The following is a 20,538-nucleotide window of genomic DNA, read 5'->3' as shown; positions in this document are numbered from 1 at the left end:
CTGTAATCTGTTTAGCCCTTCACTGAACCGCCCATCAAGCCTCTCACAAAATACTTTTGCAGTAAGAAGAAGATAGCCAGTGGCATCAACATGGAGATAAACGCTGCCGAGGTGAGTAAGTGCCAATCATTACCACGCGAACCAACGAGATCGGCAATTTTCATCGACATGACCTGTACGTTTGGTTGGTTTCCGATAAAAATAAGTGACACTAAATAATCATTCCATACCCATAGGAATTGGAAAATGCCAATGGATGCTAGCGCAGGAACAGACAAAGGCAAAATTAATTTACTGAAAATATTAAAGTGGCTCGCACCATCAATAAATGCCGACTCAAACAAATCTTTGGGTAGCTGACTAATGAAGTTATACATAAAATAGGTAACCAAGGGCAGACCAAATGCTGTGTGAGCAAGCCATATCCCTAAATAGCTTCCATTTAATCCTAGTGAAGTATAATCCTTTAACACTGGGATGAGTGCGACCTGAATCGGAATAACCAGCATAGCAATAATGAGGACAAATAATGTTTTGCGCCCTGGAAACCGTAGCCAAGCAAATGCATATGCCGCGAAGGAGGCGATAAGTACTGGAATCACAGTAGCGGGAACAGCAATCGTCAGTGTATTCCAGAATGCCTGCGACAAGCCGGTACCCTTTTCAACCGTTTCGCTGCCATCAGCGTTTTTGATTGTATACTCTTTTCCAGTAATAACGTTGAGATAGTTCTCGGTCGTCAGCTTGGTGCTGGTCACCCAGCCCTGTTCTTGCACACTTATATCACGTGCTCTGCGGTTCTCCCAGATCAAGCGGCTCCCATCTGCCATGACACCGTTCTTTAGCTGATCGTCGCTATATGTTTTGCCTTCAACATCAATCGGCTTCCGCAGATCAACATCCTTGGATAGATGGATCGTATCTCCTGCTTTCCATTCCTGATGAGGCAGCACCTTCCACCATCCGCTTTGCAAAATATCTGTCGCAGGTCTGAAGGACGAAATGAGCAGCCCTAATGTGGGAAGCAGCCATATAAAACAAATCACGCCAAGTACAATATTAACCACTAATTTACTGCCTTTTTTCTTCTTTTTTCCTACCATTTAGAATCCTCCCTGCTTGCGGAATTGACGCAAATTAATGATAATCACAGGCAGAACCGCAATGAGTAGGACGATTGCGAGCGTCGATCCATAGCCAAAGTTACGGTACATAAAGAACTGCCGGTAGAACTGTGTAGCAACCACCTCGGTATCATATTGACCACCCGTCATGACCATGACGACGTCAAATATTTTCAGCGTAAAGACGATAATCGTCGTGGATACCGTAAGAATCGTCATCGATATAAACGGAATCATAATTTTGAAGAATATTCTAACTTCATTGGCTCCATCTACGAGCGGCTTCCAAAATATCTTCAGGAACACCCTTGATAGCCGCAGAGAAGATGACCATAGCAAAACCAGTCTGCATCCAGATTAGAATGACAATGAGGAAAAAGTTATTCCACGGCTGAAGCATACTCACCCAGGCTTGAGGTTCTCCTCCAAAAAAGACAACGATAGCGTTTAAAAGCCCAATTTGCTGATCACCCGGTTGGTAATAGTAAACAAACTTCCAAATCACACCTGCCGCTACGAATGAGATTGCCATCGGCATAAAAATGATGGATTTAGCGATTTTCTCATAACTACTTCGATCAGCTAGAATTGCAATGAGCAGGCCAAATGCGACACACGCAAAAGTGCCAATAAATACCCAAAGCAGATTATTACGGAGCGCAGTTGCTAATAAATGATCGCTAAAGATCGCCGCATAGTTACCTAGCCCAACAAATTCTTCGGATGAAGCATTGAAAAAACTTAAGTATAACGTGCGTAATGCCGGTAATATCAGTAACCATCCTAAAATGATTACCGCCGGGCCTATAAAAACATAGGGTAACGCATATTTGCGGATATAATCAGGAAACTGTTCAGCTGCCCAAGATAACGAATAATAAATGAGGTATACACCAGCCACTCCCCATATCACCGCAAGGATGGCAGTAAGCAGTGGGTTTAAGGTCGAGTCCCGGAAAAACCAGAAAATCAGTCCATTCATAAAAATGTTGGCAACGAGCACCACGAGTGATAACAAAATCGCCTTCAAGCTGATTTTTTGCTTAGCTTGTGCGCTCATAGAGAACCTCCTTAAAGTTTTGCGAAGCAAAACTATCTTCGTAAGCATTAGCTTTTGTTTTGCGAAGCAAAACGATCTTCGTAAGCATTAGCTTTTGTTTTGCGAAGCAAAACGATCTTCGTAAGCTTTAACTTGGTTTTGCGAATATGAAAAGAGAGACAGACGTGCTTGACATCCCGCTGCCTCTCTTTTTAAAACATAAACCTTTACGAATTCTTGAGCTTATTGCTTGATAAGCTTTACTTAGTTCTTCCAGCCTGACTGAATGTATTCCAATGCTTTATCAAGTGTGGCTGTACCACTCACATAATCGGTCATACCTTTCCAGAACGTACCAGCGCCTACTTTACCCGGCATGAGGTCGGAACCGTCAAAACGAAGCGTTGTCGCATCTTGAACCAGCTTCGCCATACGTTTATCTGATTCAGATGTATACCAATCAAGCGATGCATCATTCATAGGTGCGATAACCCCGCCCGATTGAACCCATGATTTGATTGATTCACCTGTTGTGAAGAAGTCCATCACTGCACGAACTTCAGGGCGGTCATTAAACATGGCATAAATATCGCCTGCTACAAGTACGGGTTTACCATACTGTGAGTCAATCGGTGGCAGATAGAACCAGTCATAATCCTGATCGACTTTAGCTGTTGCAGGGAAGAAGCTTGTAATAAAGTTACCTTGCAGATTGAACCATGCTTTTGGAGGATTCTCGAACATTGGCTTAGGTGCATCTCCAAATGCTGTAGTCACAATTGATTTGTTACCGCCGTAAACATAATCTTTGTTCATCCATATTTTAGACATGACTTCAACGGCATGTTTCACTTCTGGAGAAGTAAATGGAAGATCGCCTTTTACCCACTTGTCATAATTCTCTGGGGTAGTCGTGCGTAGCATAATATTTTCTACCCAGTCCGTTGCGGGCCAGCCAGTTGCTGCACCACTTTCAATACCAATGGTCCAAGCAGGATCTCCATCCTTAGCAATTTGTTCGGTAAGAGCCATCATTTCATCCCACGTTTGTGGAACTTTATAACCAGCATCCTCAAATTGCTTCTTCGGATACCAAACTAAGCTCTTCACATTACTCCGATTCCAAATCCCCGCCATGATTTTGCCGTCTTTACCGTCCATGGTGGACATATCAAGCCAGCTTTGGTTGTAATTCTTCTTCAATTTGTCTTGATCCAAGACTTTGGTTAGATCCACCACTTTACCCGTTTTAGCGATGGATGCTAACAGACCTGGCTGCGGGAAATCAGCGATATCCGGTGCGCTTCCTCCATCAACACGAATATTAATAGTAGCTTCAAATTCTTTGGAACCTTCATACTGAATGTCGATTCCTGTTTTTTCTTCGAAATCCTTAATGCTTGCTTCGAATTTCTTCTGATCGGCATCAACGAATGGTCCAAACATAGTAACTTTTTTACCTTTATATTCACCCTTCAATGCTTTATCGAGTGGAGAGCCAGCATCATCGGTTGGTGTCGTATTTGTAGTTGTTGGTGTCTTAGGCTCCTCTGTTGTTGGCCCTGCCTTACTGCCACTACCACATGCGCTCAGTGTCATTGTGAAAGATAAGCAGAGTACCATCAGCAATGACCATTTGGACCCAATCGTTTTTTTCATCTTGTCGTACATCCCCTTTAATCGTTTTAGTAAATATGACACCTAACAATCTGAGTTACCCAAAGCGGATACGGTAGATCACCCCCTTGTAAAGCTATTGAACATACGTATTAAACCCCATTAAATAAAGCGCTTACATAAGATACTAGAGGAACGAATATTTTTCGCCATCTCCTATATTTTATGAATCTGAAAGCTTTCAGAATAAGCGCGCTTATAAATATTTTACTTTTCGCGCGAAGACTCTCTTATTATTAATTTGTGATCCATCTTCTCCTTAGAGATTTGAACCATTCCTGTTGTTAAAAGCTCATGCAGTTTCTCTGCGGCACGCTGCCCTAATTCATACATAGGCTGCGCGACCGTTGTTAACTTCGGTACAAACATACTCGACATGCGAAGATTATCAAATCCTACTACCGACACTTGACCTGGAACAAGAATGTTCCGATCCTTCAGATAGGAGATTACACCCATCGCAAATTCATCTGATACACAGAAAATAGCTGTTAAATTCGGATGATCTGTAAATAATTCATGTGCCGCTTGATAAGCATGCTCAAAACGATGACTAGCATAAGCAATATTCTGAATGTTATGATCTAGTCCAAATTCCTTTACAGCTCTCACAAACCCTCTGGATCTCGGAGGTCCTGAGACAGAATCTGCATGATTGAAACCAATCATACCCAGTTCCTTATGTCCAAGTTCAATCAAGAATTTAACTGCATCATATGCAGCCATCTCATCATCAATCTCAACACAAGGTATATCATATTCGTCAGAATGTGTGGATACGAGTACAAACGGTATGCGGCAGCCTACTAGCTTCTCATAATATTCAGGGTAAAGGATATCACTTGCAAAGACGACACCATCGACCTGCTTTTCATGAAAAGTATCTATATACGATAGCAAACGATCCTTGTCACGGTCCGTGTTACAAATCATAAGGCTGTAACCCAGCTTGATACAAGCATCCTGCATACCACGAATAACTCCTGCGAAGAACAGGTTCTCAATATCAGGGATTAGTAGACCCAGCGTGAACGATTTCTTGTAAATCAGGCCACGGGCAAAGGAATTAGGCTGATACTGGAGTGTATCTATCGCTTCTAACACACGATTTCGCTTACTCTCTACAACTCGATCTGGGGCATTCATTACACGTGAAACTGTACTAATGGATACTTCCGCCATCTTAGCAACATCGCGAATTGTTGGTTTCATTTTGTTACTTCCTTTTTTTAGAAAAGCTTTTCAAAAGGATTATAACAAGCGAATATTACATTGGCAAGATAATTTTTAAAGCGCTTACATTAATTGTTATACACATATCTATGAGGAAAAATGAGTATGCAGAGAGTCTTATTCAAATAATCTACTGGCATATCAACGGGCCTGAATCATTGTAGAATAGATTCAAGCCTCGTGGTGACATCTTCTCATTCTTGAGATTCTTTTTCGCGAAAAAAAGTTCATCTACGAAGTGAAAATCTGCTCAATACCTTTTTCCAAGCTTCATAATTTCCTTCCCATGTTTTACCGCTAGGAATTTGCAGCGAGTTAATGCTCTTAAAGGTTGATGGTTGCTCAATGATTTGTTGTTCATCACTTTGATTTACGAATAGAAAATGAACATTTGGATTAGAGTAGGTTTCCTTGATTGCGTGATAGATATCGAAAGAATCCGTTGAATTTACGTTCGCTCTTATAAGTAAAATATCCTTATTTGAAGATAAACAATCGATGAATCGTCTAATTCTTCTATCCAAAGTCTCTCTGAAGATAAAGTAGTCAAATAGTGGATCTTCTTCAGTAACATTTTTAAAATCATGGAAGGAAAGGCATGTAGTTGATTTATCTCGGACGTAGTGACAGTTTTGAGATTTACCATATACTTCAAGATTCTCAAGTAACATAAATCCTTCAAAACGATTCTGTAATACCTTGCACACCTCACTCGTCTTGGCGAAATTGAACCAATCTAGTGGCCCTGAGAATTTCCTCAAATGATTTCTCCTAAGCTGAGAAGCAACCTGACAATTGTGACCCAGACTAATAATCGCATCATACTCCTTATTATCTATCACAGTCACACACTCCTTCATCAGTATCTCTTATACTATTCAGTTTCATAGAAAAGGGATTGTAACCTCAGAAGATTTGGGTGAACTGAAAAAAGACAAAGCCATGTTGCGGCTTTGCCTCTTATCAATGAGATTATTATTTTACAGTCCGTTTAAGTATGCAAACACCATTCCGATCTAGTTCGATACTTCCTTGTACAGATTGGTTTTTTAATAGATCTATATACTCTAGTGTGTTGAATGCCAATTGCTGCTTCTTGCCACTAAAGTTAAGGATAAAGACATACTCTGATAACCCGTCTGTACGCAGTTGGGCTGTTACGCCATCTGGTAGCTCGGTATCTAATACCCGCCGTACCCCCGCGTCTTGTATTACCTTACCATAGAACTCATCATAAAAGGGTTCCTTCGCTCGTGCTGCCAAATAATAGGCTTGACCTTTTCCAAACGTATGCACTGTTAGAGCAGGACGTCCCTTATAGAAATCATTCCCATATTCTGCAATGACCTCAGCACCTTCGGTATGGACGAGATCACATAAATCATACAGCACATGGCTTCCTTCCAGATGCAATGCATTGTCCTTCTTATATATCAACGAATTGTGTTCGCCTTCATGCAGCCCATCCATTTCTTCTGACCAAATGCCCAGCGTCTGTCGCAGTGGACCTGGGAATCCACCCAGATGACATAGGTCATTCTCATTTACGATGCCTGACCAGTAGGTCGTGACAAATGTTCCTCCACTCGAAACAAATGATTCAATCGCAGCACCAGCCTCCTCAGAGCATAAATACATCATAGGGGCAATAATCAGTTTGTACTTGGTAAGATCATCCTGCGAACCAATAATATCTACAGGCACACCCATCTTCCAAAAAGCATGGTAGTGCTGCATCACAGTCCCCTCATAATCAATGCCACGGTTCAGCGGTCCTTGCGAATCTTTAACCGCCCATCGATTGTCCCAATCCGTAATAATAGCGGTCTCCGCAGGCACTGCAGAACCCGTCACTGGAGAAATGCCTTCTAGTATCGCTCCAAGCTCCGCCACGTCGCGGAATACCCTTGTATGCTCAATTCCCACATGATCTACGACGGCCCCATGTAGCTTTTCGCTAGATCCACGGCTCTTTCTCCACTGAAAATATTGCACAGTATCTGATCCATGCGCCACGGCCTGTAATGATGACAGCAAATGCATGCCAGGCCGCTTCAGCTTACTAACTGGCTGCCAATTCGTCATGCTTGGCGTACTCTCCATCAGCATAAAAGGCTGACCACCCTTTAGGGAGCGGAACAAATCATGATTAAATGAGAACCATGCTGCCAGCTTACCCGGCTGCTGTAAATCATGCCATGTAGATACGCATCCCATGAAATAACATCAAGAATATCCGCAAATTTACGATAGTCGAGTCCCTCGAACCAGTCCATCATGTTCGTCGTTACGGGCAGTTCAGGACGAACGGCTCGCAGTGGCGCAATCTCATGCTTGCAGAAATCTACAGTCCGGTCCGTAACAAATCGTCTCCAGTCTAAGTTATGCCCATGAACCATTTTCTCGCCATGTGGGGCAGGAGATTCGATCTGCGACCAGCTCGTGTACGTGTGGCTCCAGAATGTCGTCCACCACGCCTTATTTAAAGCATTTAACGTGCCATAACGATCCTTCAACCACTCCTGGAATGCCTTCTGACAATAGTTGCAGTGACATTCCCCACCATATTCATTTGAAATATGCCAGCCTATGATGGCTGGGTGATTTGCATAACGCTCAGCTAGCTTTGTGTTCATAATATGTGTCTTCTCGCGATACACAGGTGAAGAGTAGCAATGATTATGCCTTCCTCCATGCAAATTACGAACTCGATTCTCTTCTACACGTAGAACCTCCGGATACTTCGCAGACATCCACGCAGGTCTTGCCCCGCTTGGTGTAGCAAGCCATGCATAGATACCATTCTCTGCAAAACTGTCTAGCACGCGGTCAAGCCACTCAAAGGTAAACTCGCCTTCTTCCGGTTCCAATGCCGCCCAAGCAAAAATGCCTATAGCCATCACGTTGCATTTCGCTAGCTTCATGAGCCGGATGTCTTCTTCCAGCACTTCAGGTGAGTGCTGCCATTGATCTGGATTATAATCTGCTCCATGCATAAATCCCTTCAACTTCGGACTAATGGGAGGATATGAAGTGACCATATCGGGTTCCTCTTTTCTATTGTGTATATTAAATGTACAAATCTGACTACGGATGTACTTTATTCTTTATTCTTTAACCGCACCTACAACGAGACCTTTTACGAAATACTTTTGTAAGAATGGATACACCACCAGAACAGGCAATGCACCGATAAAAATTTGAGCCGCATTCACTGTCTTCTGTGAGAGCAAGGCCACTTCCTTCGGATCAATACTCATGGAGCTCATATCCTTTTGGACAATGACCGTTTGTAAGAATGTTGCTAGCGGAAAGGATTTAGAATTATTCAAGTATAACAATCCGTCAAACCAAGAGTTCCAATGGAACACTACGCTGAAAAGTGTAAGTGTTGCAATGGCTGGTAGGGAAACCGGAAGGAAGATCGAGAATAGCGTGCGGAAATGTCCTGCGCCATCAATAAACGCCGCCTCCTCTAATTCCTTCGGAATGCCGCGAAAGAAATTCATGAGAAGTATCGTCAAATACACGTTAACCGCTCCAGGTAGCACCAGCACCCAGAAAGAATTGATGAGATGCAGCTTTTGAATCACGATATAAAATGGCACCAAGCCACCGCTAAACACCATCGTAAAAACGAATATCCAAGAATATATATTTCTGGACTTGAATATGCTGGTCTCTTTCGACAGCGGATAAGCTGCGAGAAATGCTAGTAAAAGTGTGAGCACGGAACCGAGAACAGTTCGCTTCACTGACACCCAGATGGAGTGTAGAAATACAGGATTATCAATCGTTTTTTTATAAGCCTCTAATGAAAAATGTACGGGCCACAGACCTACGATATTAGCATCAGCTGCCGACTTCGAGCTGAAAGACACCGCAAGTACATGAAGCAACGGAACGATGCATAGAAGTGATAAGCCAAGTAGCATCACTGTATTGAAAATGCTGAAAATGCGATAACCAGTGGTTTTATGATACATCTATCTTCTCTCCCTCTTAGAAAATCCGGTAGTTTGCTAGTTTGTATGCCAATCGATAAGAGATGATAATGAGCACCATGGAAATGATTGATTTGAATAATCCTATGGCAGCCCCGAGTCCCATTTCCCCATTCAAAATTGCTGTACGATAAACAAAGGTATCAATAATATCGCCCTTCTGATACACGAGTGGATTATATAGGTTAAAGATCTGATCAAAGCCTGCATTTAGAATATTACCGAGTGCTAGCGTACCGACCACCACTGCAATAGGAAGCATGGAAGGAAGCGTTATATGAATGGTTTGCTTCCATCGTGATGCACCATCAACCTCAGCAGCCTCGTATAGAGAAGGATTCACATTGGACAATGCTGCTAGAAATACGATGGTTCCAAATCCAAATTCTTTCCATACATCGGATACGATGACTGTAAATCGAAACCAATTATTGTCTCCGAGGAAAAAAATTGGTTCAATACCGAACCAAGAGCTTAGAATCTGATTCAGGAATCCTCCATCTGTTGAAAGCACATCCAGCAAAATCCCGCCGAGAATGACCCAAGACAAGAAATGTGGCAAATAGACGAGTGTCTGTACAAAGCGCTTGAAGAATGCCTTACGCACCTCATTTAGGAATAATGCAAAAGTGAAAGGTGCAACCAAGTTAAGAACAATTTTGAGTGCAGAAATAATGAGTGTGTTCCATATGACCTCCACACTATCTTGTCTCTCAAATAATGTTCTGAAGTTCTCCAGACCAACCCATTCCGAATGAGCTAATCCGAGCCATGGTTTGAAATTTTGAAAAGCCATTACAATACCCGCCATTGGCAGATAATTGAAAATAATTAGAAAGAGCAGCGAAGGCAGTATCATCACATGCAGCGGCCAGTTTCTTTTAAAGTGATTCATAAGTGTTCCTCCTACAGATGTGTTTACTTCTCATTGGTAACGTCATTATAGCAACGACGTAAATTCAGAAGTAGCTCATAAAAGCAATATAAATGGCACTATTGCAACCTCTTATAGAGTCTATGATTTGATTGTGTTTCCTTCCTGCGGAACGCACTTTAGAGCAGCGCAAAAAGCGGCATGCTACAGCATGCCGCTCCGTACGATAAAGTCTATTTACTTAGTTTGGAATACCAATCGTTTACTTCAGTTGTAACCTGTTCTCCACCTGATGACTTCCAAGTTTCAACGAATTTATCAAATGCTTCGATGCTCTGCTTGCCATAAATAATTTCATTAAATGTCTGGTTCTCAATTTTGTTGAGGTAATCCATTTTCGATTTCATGGTTGAAGTCGTTGGTCCTGTATACATATTCGGATACGCAATGCCTTCTTGGCTCATCAGTACCTTCGCGGCTGCTGGAGTCTGCAATCCATAGTTCAACTTCACTTCTTTTTCCAAGCGAGTAGTTGCTTCCTTGCCATCAGCTAAATTCAAGAGCGCCTTCATCTGTGCACCCGGATCACGCGCACCGTCACGTACAAGTAAATAACGTAGACTATTCACATAGCCGCCTGGAATATCATCATAACGCAGCGCTTTACCGTTAGCGTCCATGTCGTAATCGTAACCCTTAAACAATCCGTTATCGAATACGCCACCTGGCTGGGAGTTTGCTAGGTTCTTAAACATATAATTTTGATACGTAAATAACGCTTCAGGATGCTCTATATCCTTCTTGATCAAGGTGACACCGTTCGTAAATAACGTACCATGCCTACCCGCTTTGCCATCCGGTCCGGTAGGTAACGCAATTGGCTTCCAGACCGCTGTTTTCACATTCTTAACGGTATCCACTAGCGGCCATCCACTCATCCAATAAGGACCAGGCAAAATTCCTGCTTTGCCCGCAACCGCAGGCTCTGAAGTTTTGTTCTCATCCCACAAGGCTGCTTCTTTCGGGATATATCCTTTGTTGAACCATTCCGTTAGCTTCTGAAGCCCTTGTTTCATGGCTGGATTGATAGAACCGTATTCAAGCTTGCCGTCAGCGCTCTTATTCCACTGCTGCGGAATAGTGCCATAAGCTCCGAATACCCAAGATGGATCGCCCATCCATGTATTCATCGTCGTTTTAAATCCAATGCTCAGTGGAATAACTTCATCTGGCTTGAGTCCGTCCGGATTTTTATTTTTAAAAGCATCCATTATCGTCTCTAACTCATCCATTGTTTTTGGTGTAGCTAGGCCCAGCTTATCCAGCCAATCTTGACGAATCCAGAGTAAGTAATCATGGTTATACGCATAATCGAGCACTGGAATACCCATTCTTTTACCATCTACCGTGTATGGATTCCATACATTTGGATCTTGTGCCATGGCTTTCTTCCACTCTTCAGAAGCATATTTATCGAATAATGCCCCTGCATCCTGAAACATACCCGAATTGATAAGATCTTGAGCGAGGTTCGCATCACCTATGGTTACAACATCAGGCATCTCTTGACCCGAGGACATGGCCAGTCGTAGCTTGGTAGCAAAGGCATTGTTAGTATCGGTTACCGACCACAGTGATTTAATGTCGACTCCAAGTGTATCCTTAGCCCATTTCGTTGCTACGTTATTCTCTATCGTTTCCTCGTTCTTGAACTTTAGTTCTGGGTCGACTCCCCATACGGTCGTTAGCGTCACTGGAGGATCGTACTTGTCTTTATAAGCGTTTTCATTTTTGGATGTATCTGAAGTTACCTTCCCCGAATCCGATGTTGTCTCTTCTTTAGAACTGGAACATCCAGTGAATATCGTGCTGATCAGCACAAGGCTGCACGCAAGTGTCAGTGCTTTTTTGGTATATGCCTTCATGTCGCTCCCCCTTATATACGTTCGTTGCTGCATCTCTAATTATAGGGGCACGCCTTAGTCGGTCCTATGTCATTCTCCGAACATTTCTGCACCTTTTGCAACCTTATTACTGATCCCTGAATTCATTCGGGTTAAGTCCATAATGCTTTTTAAACATTTTGCTAAAATATTGCGGATTCTGGTAACCAAGCTCTGCGGTAATCTCATATATTTTTTTATTCGTCTTTTTCAGTAAATAGAGTGCTTTCTCCATACGCATACGGATAATATAATCTCCTAAACTCTCACCGGTCTCGGCTTTATAAATTTTGGATAAATATACAGGATGTAAATAGACCTTATCCGCGATCGTCTTCACAGAAGTATCCTGACCCAAATCACTAGATACAAGCTCTTGTACCTGATGGATAATATAACTTCGCGTATAATTGTCGCTTGCAGATAGCTCCGTGCGGATCTTCTCCAGCATCCCAACTGCCCAGCCCTTTAACCTGTCGATTGAAAGTATCGTCCCTTGATCATACATCAGATCAAAGCCCGATTGATCAATCTGGTAAGCAAACTGGCCTTGCTTATGTGCAATATACATGAACGAATTCGTCATTAGTAGGTATACTTCATATAAGTGTTCACGTGAATATCTGGTGCCCCCTAGATCAGCAAATACTTCATTAACCTTATACTGCGCCGCTTCCCACTGTTTGGATTCCAATAGATGAATCAACGTAGGTGGTTTATATAGGGACTCAATCGATTTCACAGGATTATGATGACTTAGTTCCATATCTTCCAAATGATGAATAGATTCAGGGTCATCATTACCAGACATCATAAACCTACTAAGACCCGCTCGGTAAGCTGAAGCAACACCGTCTGGAAATAGAAACCACTCTGTAATGACCATGGCAATATCCCCTTTCAGGTAACTGCTCACCTGCTTACGGAAGTTTTCAGCGAGCTCTTGAAGTTTTCTCTTTCGTTGCGCTTCAAAATCAGGTAGCAATTCAATATGATCCCGATATTCAGGCTTTAGCGTTGCTAGCATCACAAGGCAATCATGCGGCGCTTTGCAGGTCCAAACTTGAAGGGCATCCGCAAAGACCTCTTCAGCGATATTGCCCACTGCATATTCGATCAGAGTCAAAGAATGGTGATCATGGTGGGCGAACTGTCTGCCTAGCTGTATCAGAAGCATTACAGCAGACTCCTCAACTTCCATTGATATTTCGTACTGCTGCAGCTTACTAGCTATCGTCTTGTGCGACAAGGTGCGGCCTAAAACAAGATCATGCATTAAACTTGCCTTTAACACGCTCGAATCTGACTTCATGGTATATAGCAACTGATGATATTTATCAGATGCCTCCCATTCATCTTTCAAAGATTCAATGGCATTTGAGAGACTTAGAATAAATTCCTCATCATCTACAGGTTTCAAAATATAATCAAAAGAATGTAGCTGCAGTGCCTTTTTAGCATATTTAAAATCAGAATATCCTGTCAAAACCATACAACGAATATGCGGCCATTTCTGCTGTATGTTTTCGATTAGATTTAATCCATCCATTTCTGGCATTTGAATATCTGATACGACGATATCTACAGACTGCTCATTCAAAATGGCCAACGCCGCCTCTGCGGAATCTGCTTGATACACGTGCTGGATACCAAGCTCATGCCACGGAATCGTAGCCTTCAGACTTTCTGTTACATATGATTCGTCATCGACCAACAGAATTTCAATCATGATGTTTCCCCCTTTAACCTTGTGCTCTCGTCTGTTCTATTGGCCAATGCAGAACAACCTTCAATCCACCAAGATCAGATGGCATAAACGTAAGCCCGGCTGATTCACCATAGCGGATCTGCATGCGTTGCTGCACATTCCATAACCCGCATCCCATTTCTTGATTCATTGGCTGGGACAAAGAGAGCTTAAGCTTGTCCATTTCGCCTGAGATCATCCCCTTGCCTCCATCCTCCACCACAATCCGCATTTCGTCCTTATGCAATTCGCCAACAATTCGGATACTTCCCGCTCCCGAACGGGGCTCAATCCCATGCAGTACAGCGTTCTCTACTAAGGGCTGGACAACTAGCAGAGGTAATTCCCATTTACGCATGACATCAGGCATATCGATGATGAATTCAAGCTGGGGTTTACGCATCTTCTGGATTTCTAAATAATTTCTTACAAACTCAAGCTCCTCTAATAAAGGAACTACATCCCGTTCTTGTCTTGTCGTATACCGGTAATAACTAGACAAATTTTGTGACATGGCAACAACAGCCTTCATGTTTCCAAGCTTAGCCATGCTAGAAATAAAGGAGAAACAATTGTAAAAGAAATGCGGATTAATTTGGGATTGCAATTGCTTCAGCCTTGCCTCCCTAACGTGAATACGCTCCATATATACGTTTTCAAATAACTGTTGAATCTGATCTACCATCGAGTTAAATCGCTGAAATACAAAACTAAATTCGTTATTCCCTTTAGAGTGAAGCCTTACTGAATAATCCTCATTCCGTAGCTTTTTAAATGCAATGACCAGCTTCTTCATTGGCACTTGCACCTCGGCATATAGCATATATGCGGCTAAACAGCTCATCAGCAGCAACAATCCTACAGAAAAATAAAACAAGCGGTTAGACTTCTCGATTGGTGCCAAAATATCTTTCAGTGGCATATAATCGATAAGATACCAACCTATCGTTTTCGAAGCCGCAATGTTAACTAGATATTGTTGCCCATGTAACTCAAGTGTGCGATTCTCCACTACTTTTAATGGTTCTTCCCTAATTTGTTGTAAGATTTCGTTCGTTAGCGATCGATCCGCGGTACGGTTGTATATGATGCCAAGATCCTGTTTGTAATACACCGGATCTCTTCGACCATCGCTCTTGAATTTATCCAGCATGTCCTGAATATTACTGCTGTCAAACTTCAGTTCAATAATCAGATTTGCATCCTCTGGATGATTAAAGGACGAATACGGATAGGCTGTAATCAGGGAGAACTCATAGTATTCATTATTCCCTTCCCCCTTCTTCTCGACCTGCCATCCTGGTTTCATTCGCTTCTTTAGATCGTTGTTGTTATCGTAAGCTTCTACATCGTTATCTGACACCATTCGTCCGAGCGATGGGGAAAAGATATAGAGCTTTGTTTTCCAATTTGATGAGCTTTCTTGAATGTTAAGCTTCGTCTGAATCCGTTTCACTAGATTAATAATATCGAGGTTGAAATACTCACTACTGAGAAAAATATCTTTAAAACCGAATATATCAGGGTCTTGCATGAGAAGCGTCGGCCATAGTGAAAATAGTTCAATATTCGTATTCACCTGAGTTTGGAAAAAATTTAGTTGATTCGTATTCGACTGGTTTAACTCGTTTCCTAGCACCTCCGTGCTTGTGCGGTTAGAATAAAAGTAAAGCCCCACAATAGGTACAAGCATAATAACAAGTAAAAGAACCATTTTGCGGAACAGCGTATATCTGGGCACGGATCTCACACCTTACATTTAAAATTAGAAAAGATAAGTTGTTTTGAAAGATAATCATGTTGAATTTTGTCTAAATATGTCTAAAACCTACATCATTATACTTCATAATGATCGATTGTTACTAAAAAAAGAAGCTACCTTAGTACGGTAGCTTCTTCTATTACAGACGCCTCCTATCATGTTGACTTAGTTTTTAAAAGCATCTAGTGCGGCGGTCGGTTTGCCACTAGAATCAAAAGCCCCCTTGGTATATTCATACCATGTACCATAACTCTCAGGTTCCCAGTAAAATACCCCAAGCCCTTTGCCACCCGAAACGGATTTTGTTTTCGCAATGATATCGGTAAGGAAAGACTTGGCCTGTGCTGGAGCTGTTACATCCATCCCAACTTCACACACCATAACTTCCTTCCCGTACCTAGCAACCATATCATTCATATTCGCCAAAGCCTGTGTATCAAGCGTTGACCAGTCCGTCTGTGAAGGATAAAGCGACATGCCAATTACATCATACTTCGCACCGTTCGCGCTTAGCCCATCAAACATCCAGCGGAAGAGCGAGTTATCATATCCATTGGAGAGATGCACGATAACTTTGGAAGAGGAATTGACTGCTTTTACAGCTTTGTATCCACTCGTAATCAACTGAGCGAAGTTTTTCATGTTGGAAGAAGCTTTGCCATCCTGCCAAAGCATGCCGTCATTTGTCTCATTTCCAACCTGAACCCATTCAGCCGTAACGCCATTACTTTTGAGGGTATTTAGCACATCATACGTGTGGTCATAGACCGCTTGGTTGAGTTCAGCTAAGCTTTTACTGCTCCATGCGGCAGGCTTAGCTTGCTTTCCAGGGTCTGCCCAAGTATCACTGTAATGGAAATCAATCATAATGCGTAGGCCCATCTTTTTCGCACGAACGGCTTGCTTAACGACATCAGCCTTATTGGAAAAATTCAGTGAGGGATTTACCCATACACGTAGGCGAACGGAATCCATTCCTTTGTCTTTTAGAATCTGAAGTAGATCTTGTTTCGTACCATTGCTGTTATAGAAACTCCAGTTATAAGACTCCATCTCAGAGAGCCAGGAAACGTCAGCCCCTTTAGCAAATGTTGCTGCTGCCTCAGCCTTGTTCAACTGAAATGGCATCGCCTTGTAACCAGACATGAAGGAAATACACAGGATCATCGACAGCATCAGAGCTAACTTTTTCTTATACATCATTGTTCCTCCTTTAACGTAATAGGTGTCATGTACGCGCTTACAAGTTACTCATTCGGACGTCCGTCTTCTATCCCATTGTAAAGAGATTTCTTAGGTGCGAATACCGATAATAAACTAACATTTCTGCACTTTTGACAAGTATTTCGGTAAAACTTAATGCCATGTATATTTCAGAAATCAAAAAAAGCCTTTTACCGCACACGCGATAAAAGGCTTCATTTACAATTGTTCTATATTATTTCCAAATCTCATCCGCGATCTCTTTAATATAAGCAAGCTTGTTCCATTGTTCCTCTTCAGTCAGAATGTTTCCTTCTTCAGTAGAGGCGAATCCGCACTGTGGACTAAGGCAAATGTGATTAATATCTACATATTTGGTAGCTTCCTTGATCCGATTAATAATTTCTTGCTTGTCTTCGAGCTCGCCAATTTTGGAAGAATGAAGTCCAAGCACGACCTGCTGATCTTTTAACAATCTTAGAGGCTCGAAGCCTCCTGCCCTGTCGGTATCAAATTCAAGGTAGTACGCGTCGATGTTATCTATTCCAAAAAGAGTTTCTGCTACAGGCTCATAGCCACCAGACGATGCCCAAGTGGAATGATAGTTCCCTCTGCATACATGTGTTGTAATGATTAGATCCTCAGGCAAGCCAGCGATCGCCTCTTGATTCACACGTGCATACAGCTTCACAATATCGGCAACGTCAACGCCGTCTTGCTGTCTTGCCTGCCAATAGTTCTTATCGCAAAGCATTCCCCATGTGCAATCATCTAATTGTACATTACGGCAGCCCGCATCATAAAAGGCATGTATAGCCGCATTGTATGCAGCAGCAATATCTGTAACCAAATCATCGATATTGTTATAATAAGCATTTGTGCTCTCTATATTCTCTGGGCGTTGAAGCTCGGCAAGGAATTGTGCAGGAGCTGGTATGGTCTGACGAGCGACAACATCCTCACCTGCGACTGTCTTCAAGAATTTAAAATCCTCTACAAATGGATGATGTGAGAAGCCAACTTTGCCCGTTAACCGAGCTGTCTCTGCTCTAGTTTCCTCTCCTTGAAAAAGGTACCCTCTCGCAACATCTACCTTCTCAACGCCATCTAGTCCCCACATGAAATCAAGATGCCACCAAGAACGTCTGAATTCTCCGTCCGTTACTGCTTTCAGACCTACCCATTTTTGTTTCTCTACGAGCTTATTTATTTCTTGATCTTCAATATTTCGCAGCTCATCCGCTGAAATTTCGTTGTTTTGGAACTTCGCTCTAGCATCTTTAAGCGCCTGTGGACGCAAGAAGCTTCCAACATGATCATGTCTATAAGGTGTTGCTGTTCTTTGTTTGGCACTTTCTGTTTGTATGCTCATTTGATGATCTCCTTAGTCGCTGAATTAATCTTCTATAAGAAAGATATCATATCTATTTAGCTATACTGTAACTCCAATTAACTATACCTGGTTATAGCTTAAAGCTATATCAAATATACACCGACTCCTTTAGTCGGTGATTGCAAGCTGAAGAGCATCAATATAGGCTGCACCCAGCTTCGAAAGTGGCGTATTCTGGTGGCTAATCCATCCGATATTAATGGTTTCATCACAATCTAAAGGAACGGGGATAATCTCATTTCCATTTAGATCTGCGCTTAACACACCCGTAGAAATCGTATATCCGTTCAGTCCAATTAGTAAATTGAAGAGTGTCGCCCGATCGTTGACACGAATGCTTTTGGGATGTGACAACGTGCTAAGAATTTCTTCAGAGAAGTGGAAGGAGTTGTACTCCCCCTGTTCAAAAGATAAGTATGGATAATCCTGAAGCTGATCAATTTTGACCATGGATTGTTTAGCGAGTGGATTATGAATACTAATAAAAATATGGGGCTTGGCCGTAAACAAGCTTGTGAATTTCAAGTTGGCGTCTTTCAGTAATCGATTAATCACCTTGCTGTTAAACTCATTGAGATACAGTATACCTATTTCACTTCGCTGGCTTTTAACATCCTGAATGATTTCATGCGTTTTCGTCTCGCGGAGCGCTAATTCATATTCTTCCTGACCATATTCACTCACCAAATTCACAAATGCATTCACGGCAAAAGCATAGTGCTGCGTAGATACCGAAAAATGCTGGGGCGAAGGTTTGGCATTTAGATATCGGCTCTCCAATAGTTCCGATTGATCAATGACCTGACGGGCGTAGCCTAGGAATTCTGCTCCCTCTTTAGAAAGTGAGATGCCTTTATTCGTTCGCTCAAAAATCGTAATTCGAATTTCTTTCTCGAGCTCCTTGATCGCATTAGAAAGGCTCGGCTGAGATATAAATAGCCGCTTGGCGGCCTCGTTCATCGAGCCACGGTTAGCAACTTCTATCACATATTTTAATTGTTGTAACGTCAATGGAATAGCCCTCTCTTTACCTCGTTTATGATTCAAATTTGATACAACTATTATATATCATTCAAAAAAGACTTGTAATATTGGCCTATTCTGCTATATTAGAAACCCTTCCATTTTTTCCTAATAAGCTTATTTACACATTCGCAATGCTAAAATTGAGAACAGGAGGATCACAAGCAATGCGCTGGTTCGCATGGGATCGTAATCTGAAAATTAGACTCATCGGAGATACATTATTCAACATGCTATATTGGATGTATTTCCCCTTTATCACATTATTCTTTAGTGATGCGTTTGGGAAACCCATTGCCAGCATGCTAATGGCTGTGCCGCCACTAGTAGGAATTGTGGGAAGTCTATTCGGTGGTTATCTCTCAGACCGTATAGGACGAAGGCCCGCCATGCTGCTCGGAGCATTCATGCAGGCGACCATGTTTGCTATATTCGCTCTATCTTCTTCTCACTGGCTCGATTATATCGCATATATTGGACTAGGTCTTGGAGGATCTTTATATTCTCCAGCAAGCTCAGCGATGGTAGCAGATGTTACGTCGGAAAAGGACCGCCGGATGGTGTTCGCAACCTTTGTTACAGGAAGTAATATCGGAGCTGTCTTCGGTCCAGCGCTGGGCTCTATCTTTTTCTATCATTATCGAAGTGAGCTTCTATGGACTTGTACCTCCGTTACACTGCTATATTCTATGGCAATCTTGTTTATGATTCGCGAGACGCTGCCAGCTACTGCTAAAGTCGCTAAGATAAACTACAACTTGGCAGGTTTGATAAAAGAACAATGGAATAGCTATGGTGTTATCTTCAGAGATACAATCTTTGCACTTTATATTGTTGCAGGAATTCTAGTTTCCATAGCATTTATGCAATTGGATATGTACCTTGCCATGTATGTGAAAGAATATGTACCAGGGCAAACCTTAATCGCATTCCGTAACGCGTCATTCGCTCTGACAAGTCCACAAATTTTCGGATGGATGCTGGGGCTGAATGGTCTTTTATTCGTTGTTTGCGTCCTGCCCGTGACGAAATGTTTTGAAAAATGGAGCGAGCGTAACATTCTTATTACCTCTTCTTTATTGTTCGGAATAGGGATGTTTATGATTGGACTTACCACGAATATTTGGCTTCTATTTGCATTTACGATTGTATTTTCGATTGGCGAGCTTTCACGTGCTCCCGTAACACAAAGTTTTGTCAGTAACTATGCTCCTAGCCATGCGAGAGGACAGTATATGGGGGCATCAAATCTACAATTCTCCATCGGACGATTCTTCGCCCCATTAACGATTTTTCTCTCCTCCTGGCTCTCATCGCTTGAAGTATTTGGCTTCATCCTACTCGTCACTCTAATCAGCTCCGCAATCTACATCAAGCTATTTAGAATCTTACCCGATAGCTATAATAATAAAGAAAAGCAAATTAATAGTTGATTGATAGGTGCATCAACAAAAGGCCGCCGGGAACGCCCCGTGGCCTTTATCATTTGTACAACGAAGAACAATCTCCATTTTAT

At 42.2% G+C, this 20,538-nt stretch carries 15 protein-coding genes and 1 pseudogene; 1 reads left to right on the top strand and 15 read right to left on the bottom strand.

Translation table 11 applies throughout. The annotated features are described in order from the left end of the window. Positions 1–11: 11 nt before the first annotated feature. The 15 genes and pseudogenes from JCM16418_RS01725 to JCM16418_RS01660 form a co-directional block, all read right to left on the bottom strand. Complete coding sequence (locus JCM16418_RS01725; RefSeq protein WP_036645505.1) at positions 12–1,103, bottom strand: carbohydrate ABC transporter permease; 1,092 nt, start codon at positions 1,101–1,103, stop codon at positions 12–14. Then, entirely contained in the window at positions 1,104–1,361 is a 258-nt protein-coding gene (locus JCM16418_RS25540; protein WP_242403681.1) for an ABC transporter permease family protein, read from the bottom strand. Between the two features lie 22 nt (positions 1,362–1,383). Continuing rightward, positions 1,384–2,184 carry a carbohydrate ABC transporter permease gene (locus JCM16418_RS01720; protein ID WP_242403680.1) on the bottom strand — a complete coding sequence of 267 codons (801 nt, stop codon included), beginning with the start codon at positions 2,182–2,184 and terminating at the stop codon, positions 1,384–1,386. Positions 2,185–2,427: 243 nt separating this feature from the next. After that, the gene (locus JCM16418_RS01715) at positions 2,428–3,822 is read right to left on the bottom strand and encodes an ABC transporter substrate-binding protein (protein ID WP_148298715.1); all 1,395 of its coding nucleotides are present in this window, start codon (positions 3,820–3,822) and stop codon (positions 2,428–2,430) included. 225 nt (positions 3,823–4,047) lie between these two features. Continuing rightward, positions 4,048–5,052: a LacI family DNA-binding transcriptional regulator gene (locus JCM16418_RS01710; RefSeq protein WP_036645501.1), complete on the bottom strand. Its 1,005-nt coding sequence runs from the start codon at positions 5,050–5,052 to the stop codon at positions 4,048–4,050. 248 nt (positions 5,053–5,300) lie between these two features. Further along, entirely contained in the window at positions 5,301–5,915 is a 615-nt protein-coding gene (locus JCM16418_RS01705; RefSeq protein WP_242403679.1) for a DUF1796 family putative cysteine peptidase, read from the bottom strand. Between the two features lie 133 nt (positions 5,916–6,048). Next, positions 6,049–8,114, bottom strand: a pseudogene (locus JCM16418_RS01700) (beta-galactosidase). Positions 8,115–8,180: 66 nt separating this feature from the next. Continuing rightward, positions 8,181–9,059, bottom strand: coding sequence for a carbohydrate ABC transporter permease (locus JCM16418_RS01695; RefSeq protein ID WP_036645496.1), 879 nt, complete (start codon positions 9,057–9,059; stop codon positions 8,181–8,183). A 16-nt stretch (positions 9,060–9,075) separates the two neighbouring features. Further along, the gene (locus tag JCM16418_RS01690) at positions 9,076–9,972 is read right to left on the bottom strand and encodes an ABC transporter permease (protein WP_036645493.1); all 897 of its coding nucleotides are present in this window, start codon (positions 9,970–9,972) and stop codon (positions 9,076–9,078) included. A gap of 212 nt (positions 9,973–10,184) precedes the next feature. Beyond that, positions 10,185–11,876 (bottom strand): type 2 periplasmic-binding domain-containing protein, encoded by a 1,692-nt coding sequence (locus JCM16418_RS01685; RefSeq protein WP_036645490.1) that lies wholly within the window; start codon positions 11,874–11,876, stop codon positions 10,185–10,187. 106 nt (positions 11,877–11,982) lie between these two features. Further along, on the bottom strand, positions 11,983–13,623 hold the full coding sequence (locus tag JCM16418_RS01680; protein WP_036645487.1) for a response regulator transcription factor: 1,641 nt from the start codon (positions 13,621–13,623) through the stop codon (positions 11,983–11,985). Positions 13,624–13,636: 13 nt separating this feature from the next. Beyond that, positions 13,637–15,382, bottom strand: a complete 1,746-nt coding sequence (locus tag JCM16418_RS01675; RefSeq protein ID WP_036645484.1) for a sensor histidine kinase — start codon at positions 15,380–15,382, stop codon at positions 13,637–13,639. 186 nt (positions 15,383–15,568) lie between these two features. Next, positions 15,569–16,606 (bottom strand): glycoside hydrolase family 53 protein, encoded by a 1,038-nt coding sequence (locus JCM16418_RS01670; protein WP_036645481.1) that lies wholly within the window; start codon positions 16,604–16,606, stop codon positions 15,569–15,571. 235 nt (positions 16,607–16,841) lie between these two features. Continuing rightward, positions 16,842–17,978: a 5-methyltetrahydropteroyltriglutamate--homocysteine S-methyltransferase gene (locus tag JCM16418_RS01665; RefSeq protein WP_036645478.1), complete on the bottom strand. Its 1,137-nt coding sequence runs from the start codon at positions 17,976–17,978 to the stop codon at positions 16,842–16,844. Between the two features lie 129 nt (positions 17,979–18,107). Beyond that, positions 18,108–19,010, bottom strand: coding sequence for a LysR family transcriptional regulator (locus JCM16418_RS01660; protein ID WP_036645475.1), 903 nt, complete (start codon positions 19,008–19,010; stop codon positions 18,108–18,110). Between the two features lie 179 nt (positions 19,011–19,189). Here JCM16418_RS01660 and JCM16418_RS01655 point away from each other — a divergent pair, with 179 nt between their 5' ends. Beyond that, positions 19,190–20,455 carry an MDR family MFS transporter gene (locus JCM16418_RS01655; RefSeq protein WP_036645472.1) on the top strand — a complete coding sequence of 422 codons (1,266 nt, stop codon included), beginning with the start codon at positions 19,190–19,192 and terminating at the stop codon, positions 20,453–20,455. Positions 20,456–20,538 lie beyond the last annotated feature (83 nt).

The organism is Paenibacillus pini JCM 16418 (genome assembly GCF_000576305.1).
Taxonomy (GTDB): Bacteria; Bacillota; Bacilli; order Paenibacillales; family Paenibacillaceae; genus Paenibacillus_AQ; species Paenibacillus_AQ pini.
Note: the sequence above shows the minus strand (reverse complement) of the source record. Positions and strands in the feature narration are given on the sequence as shown.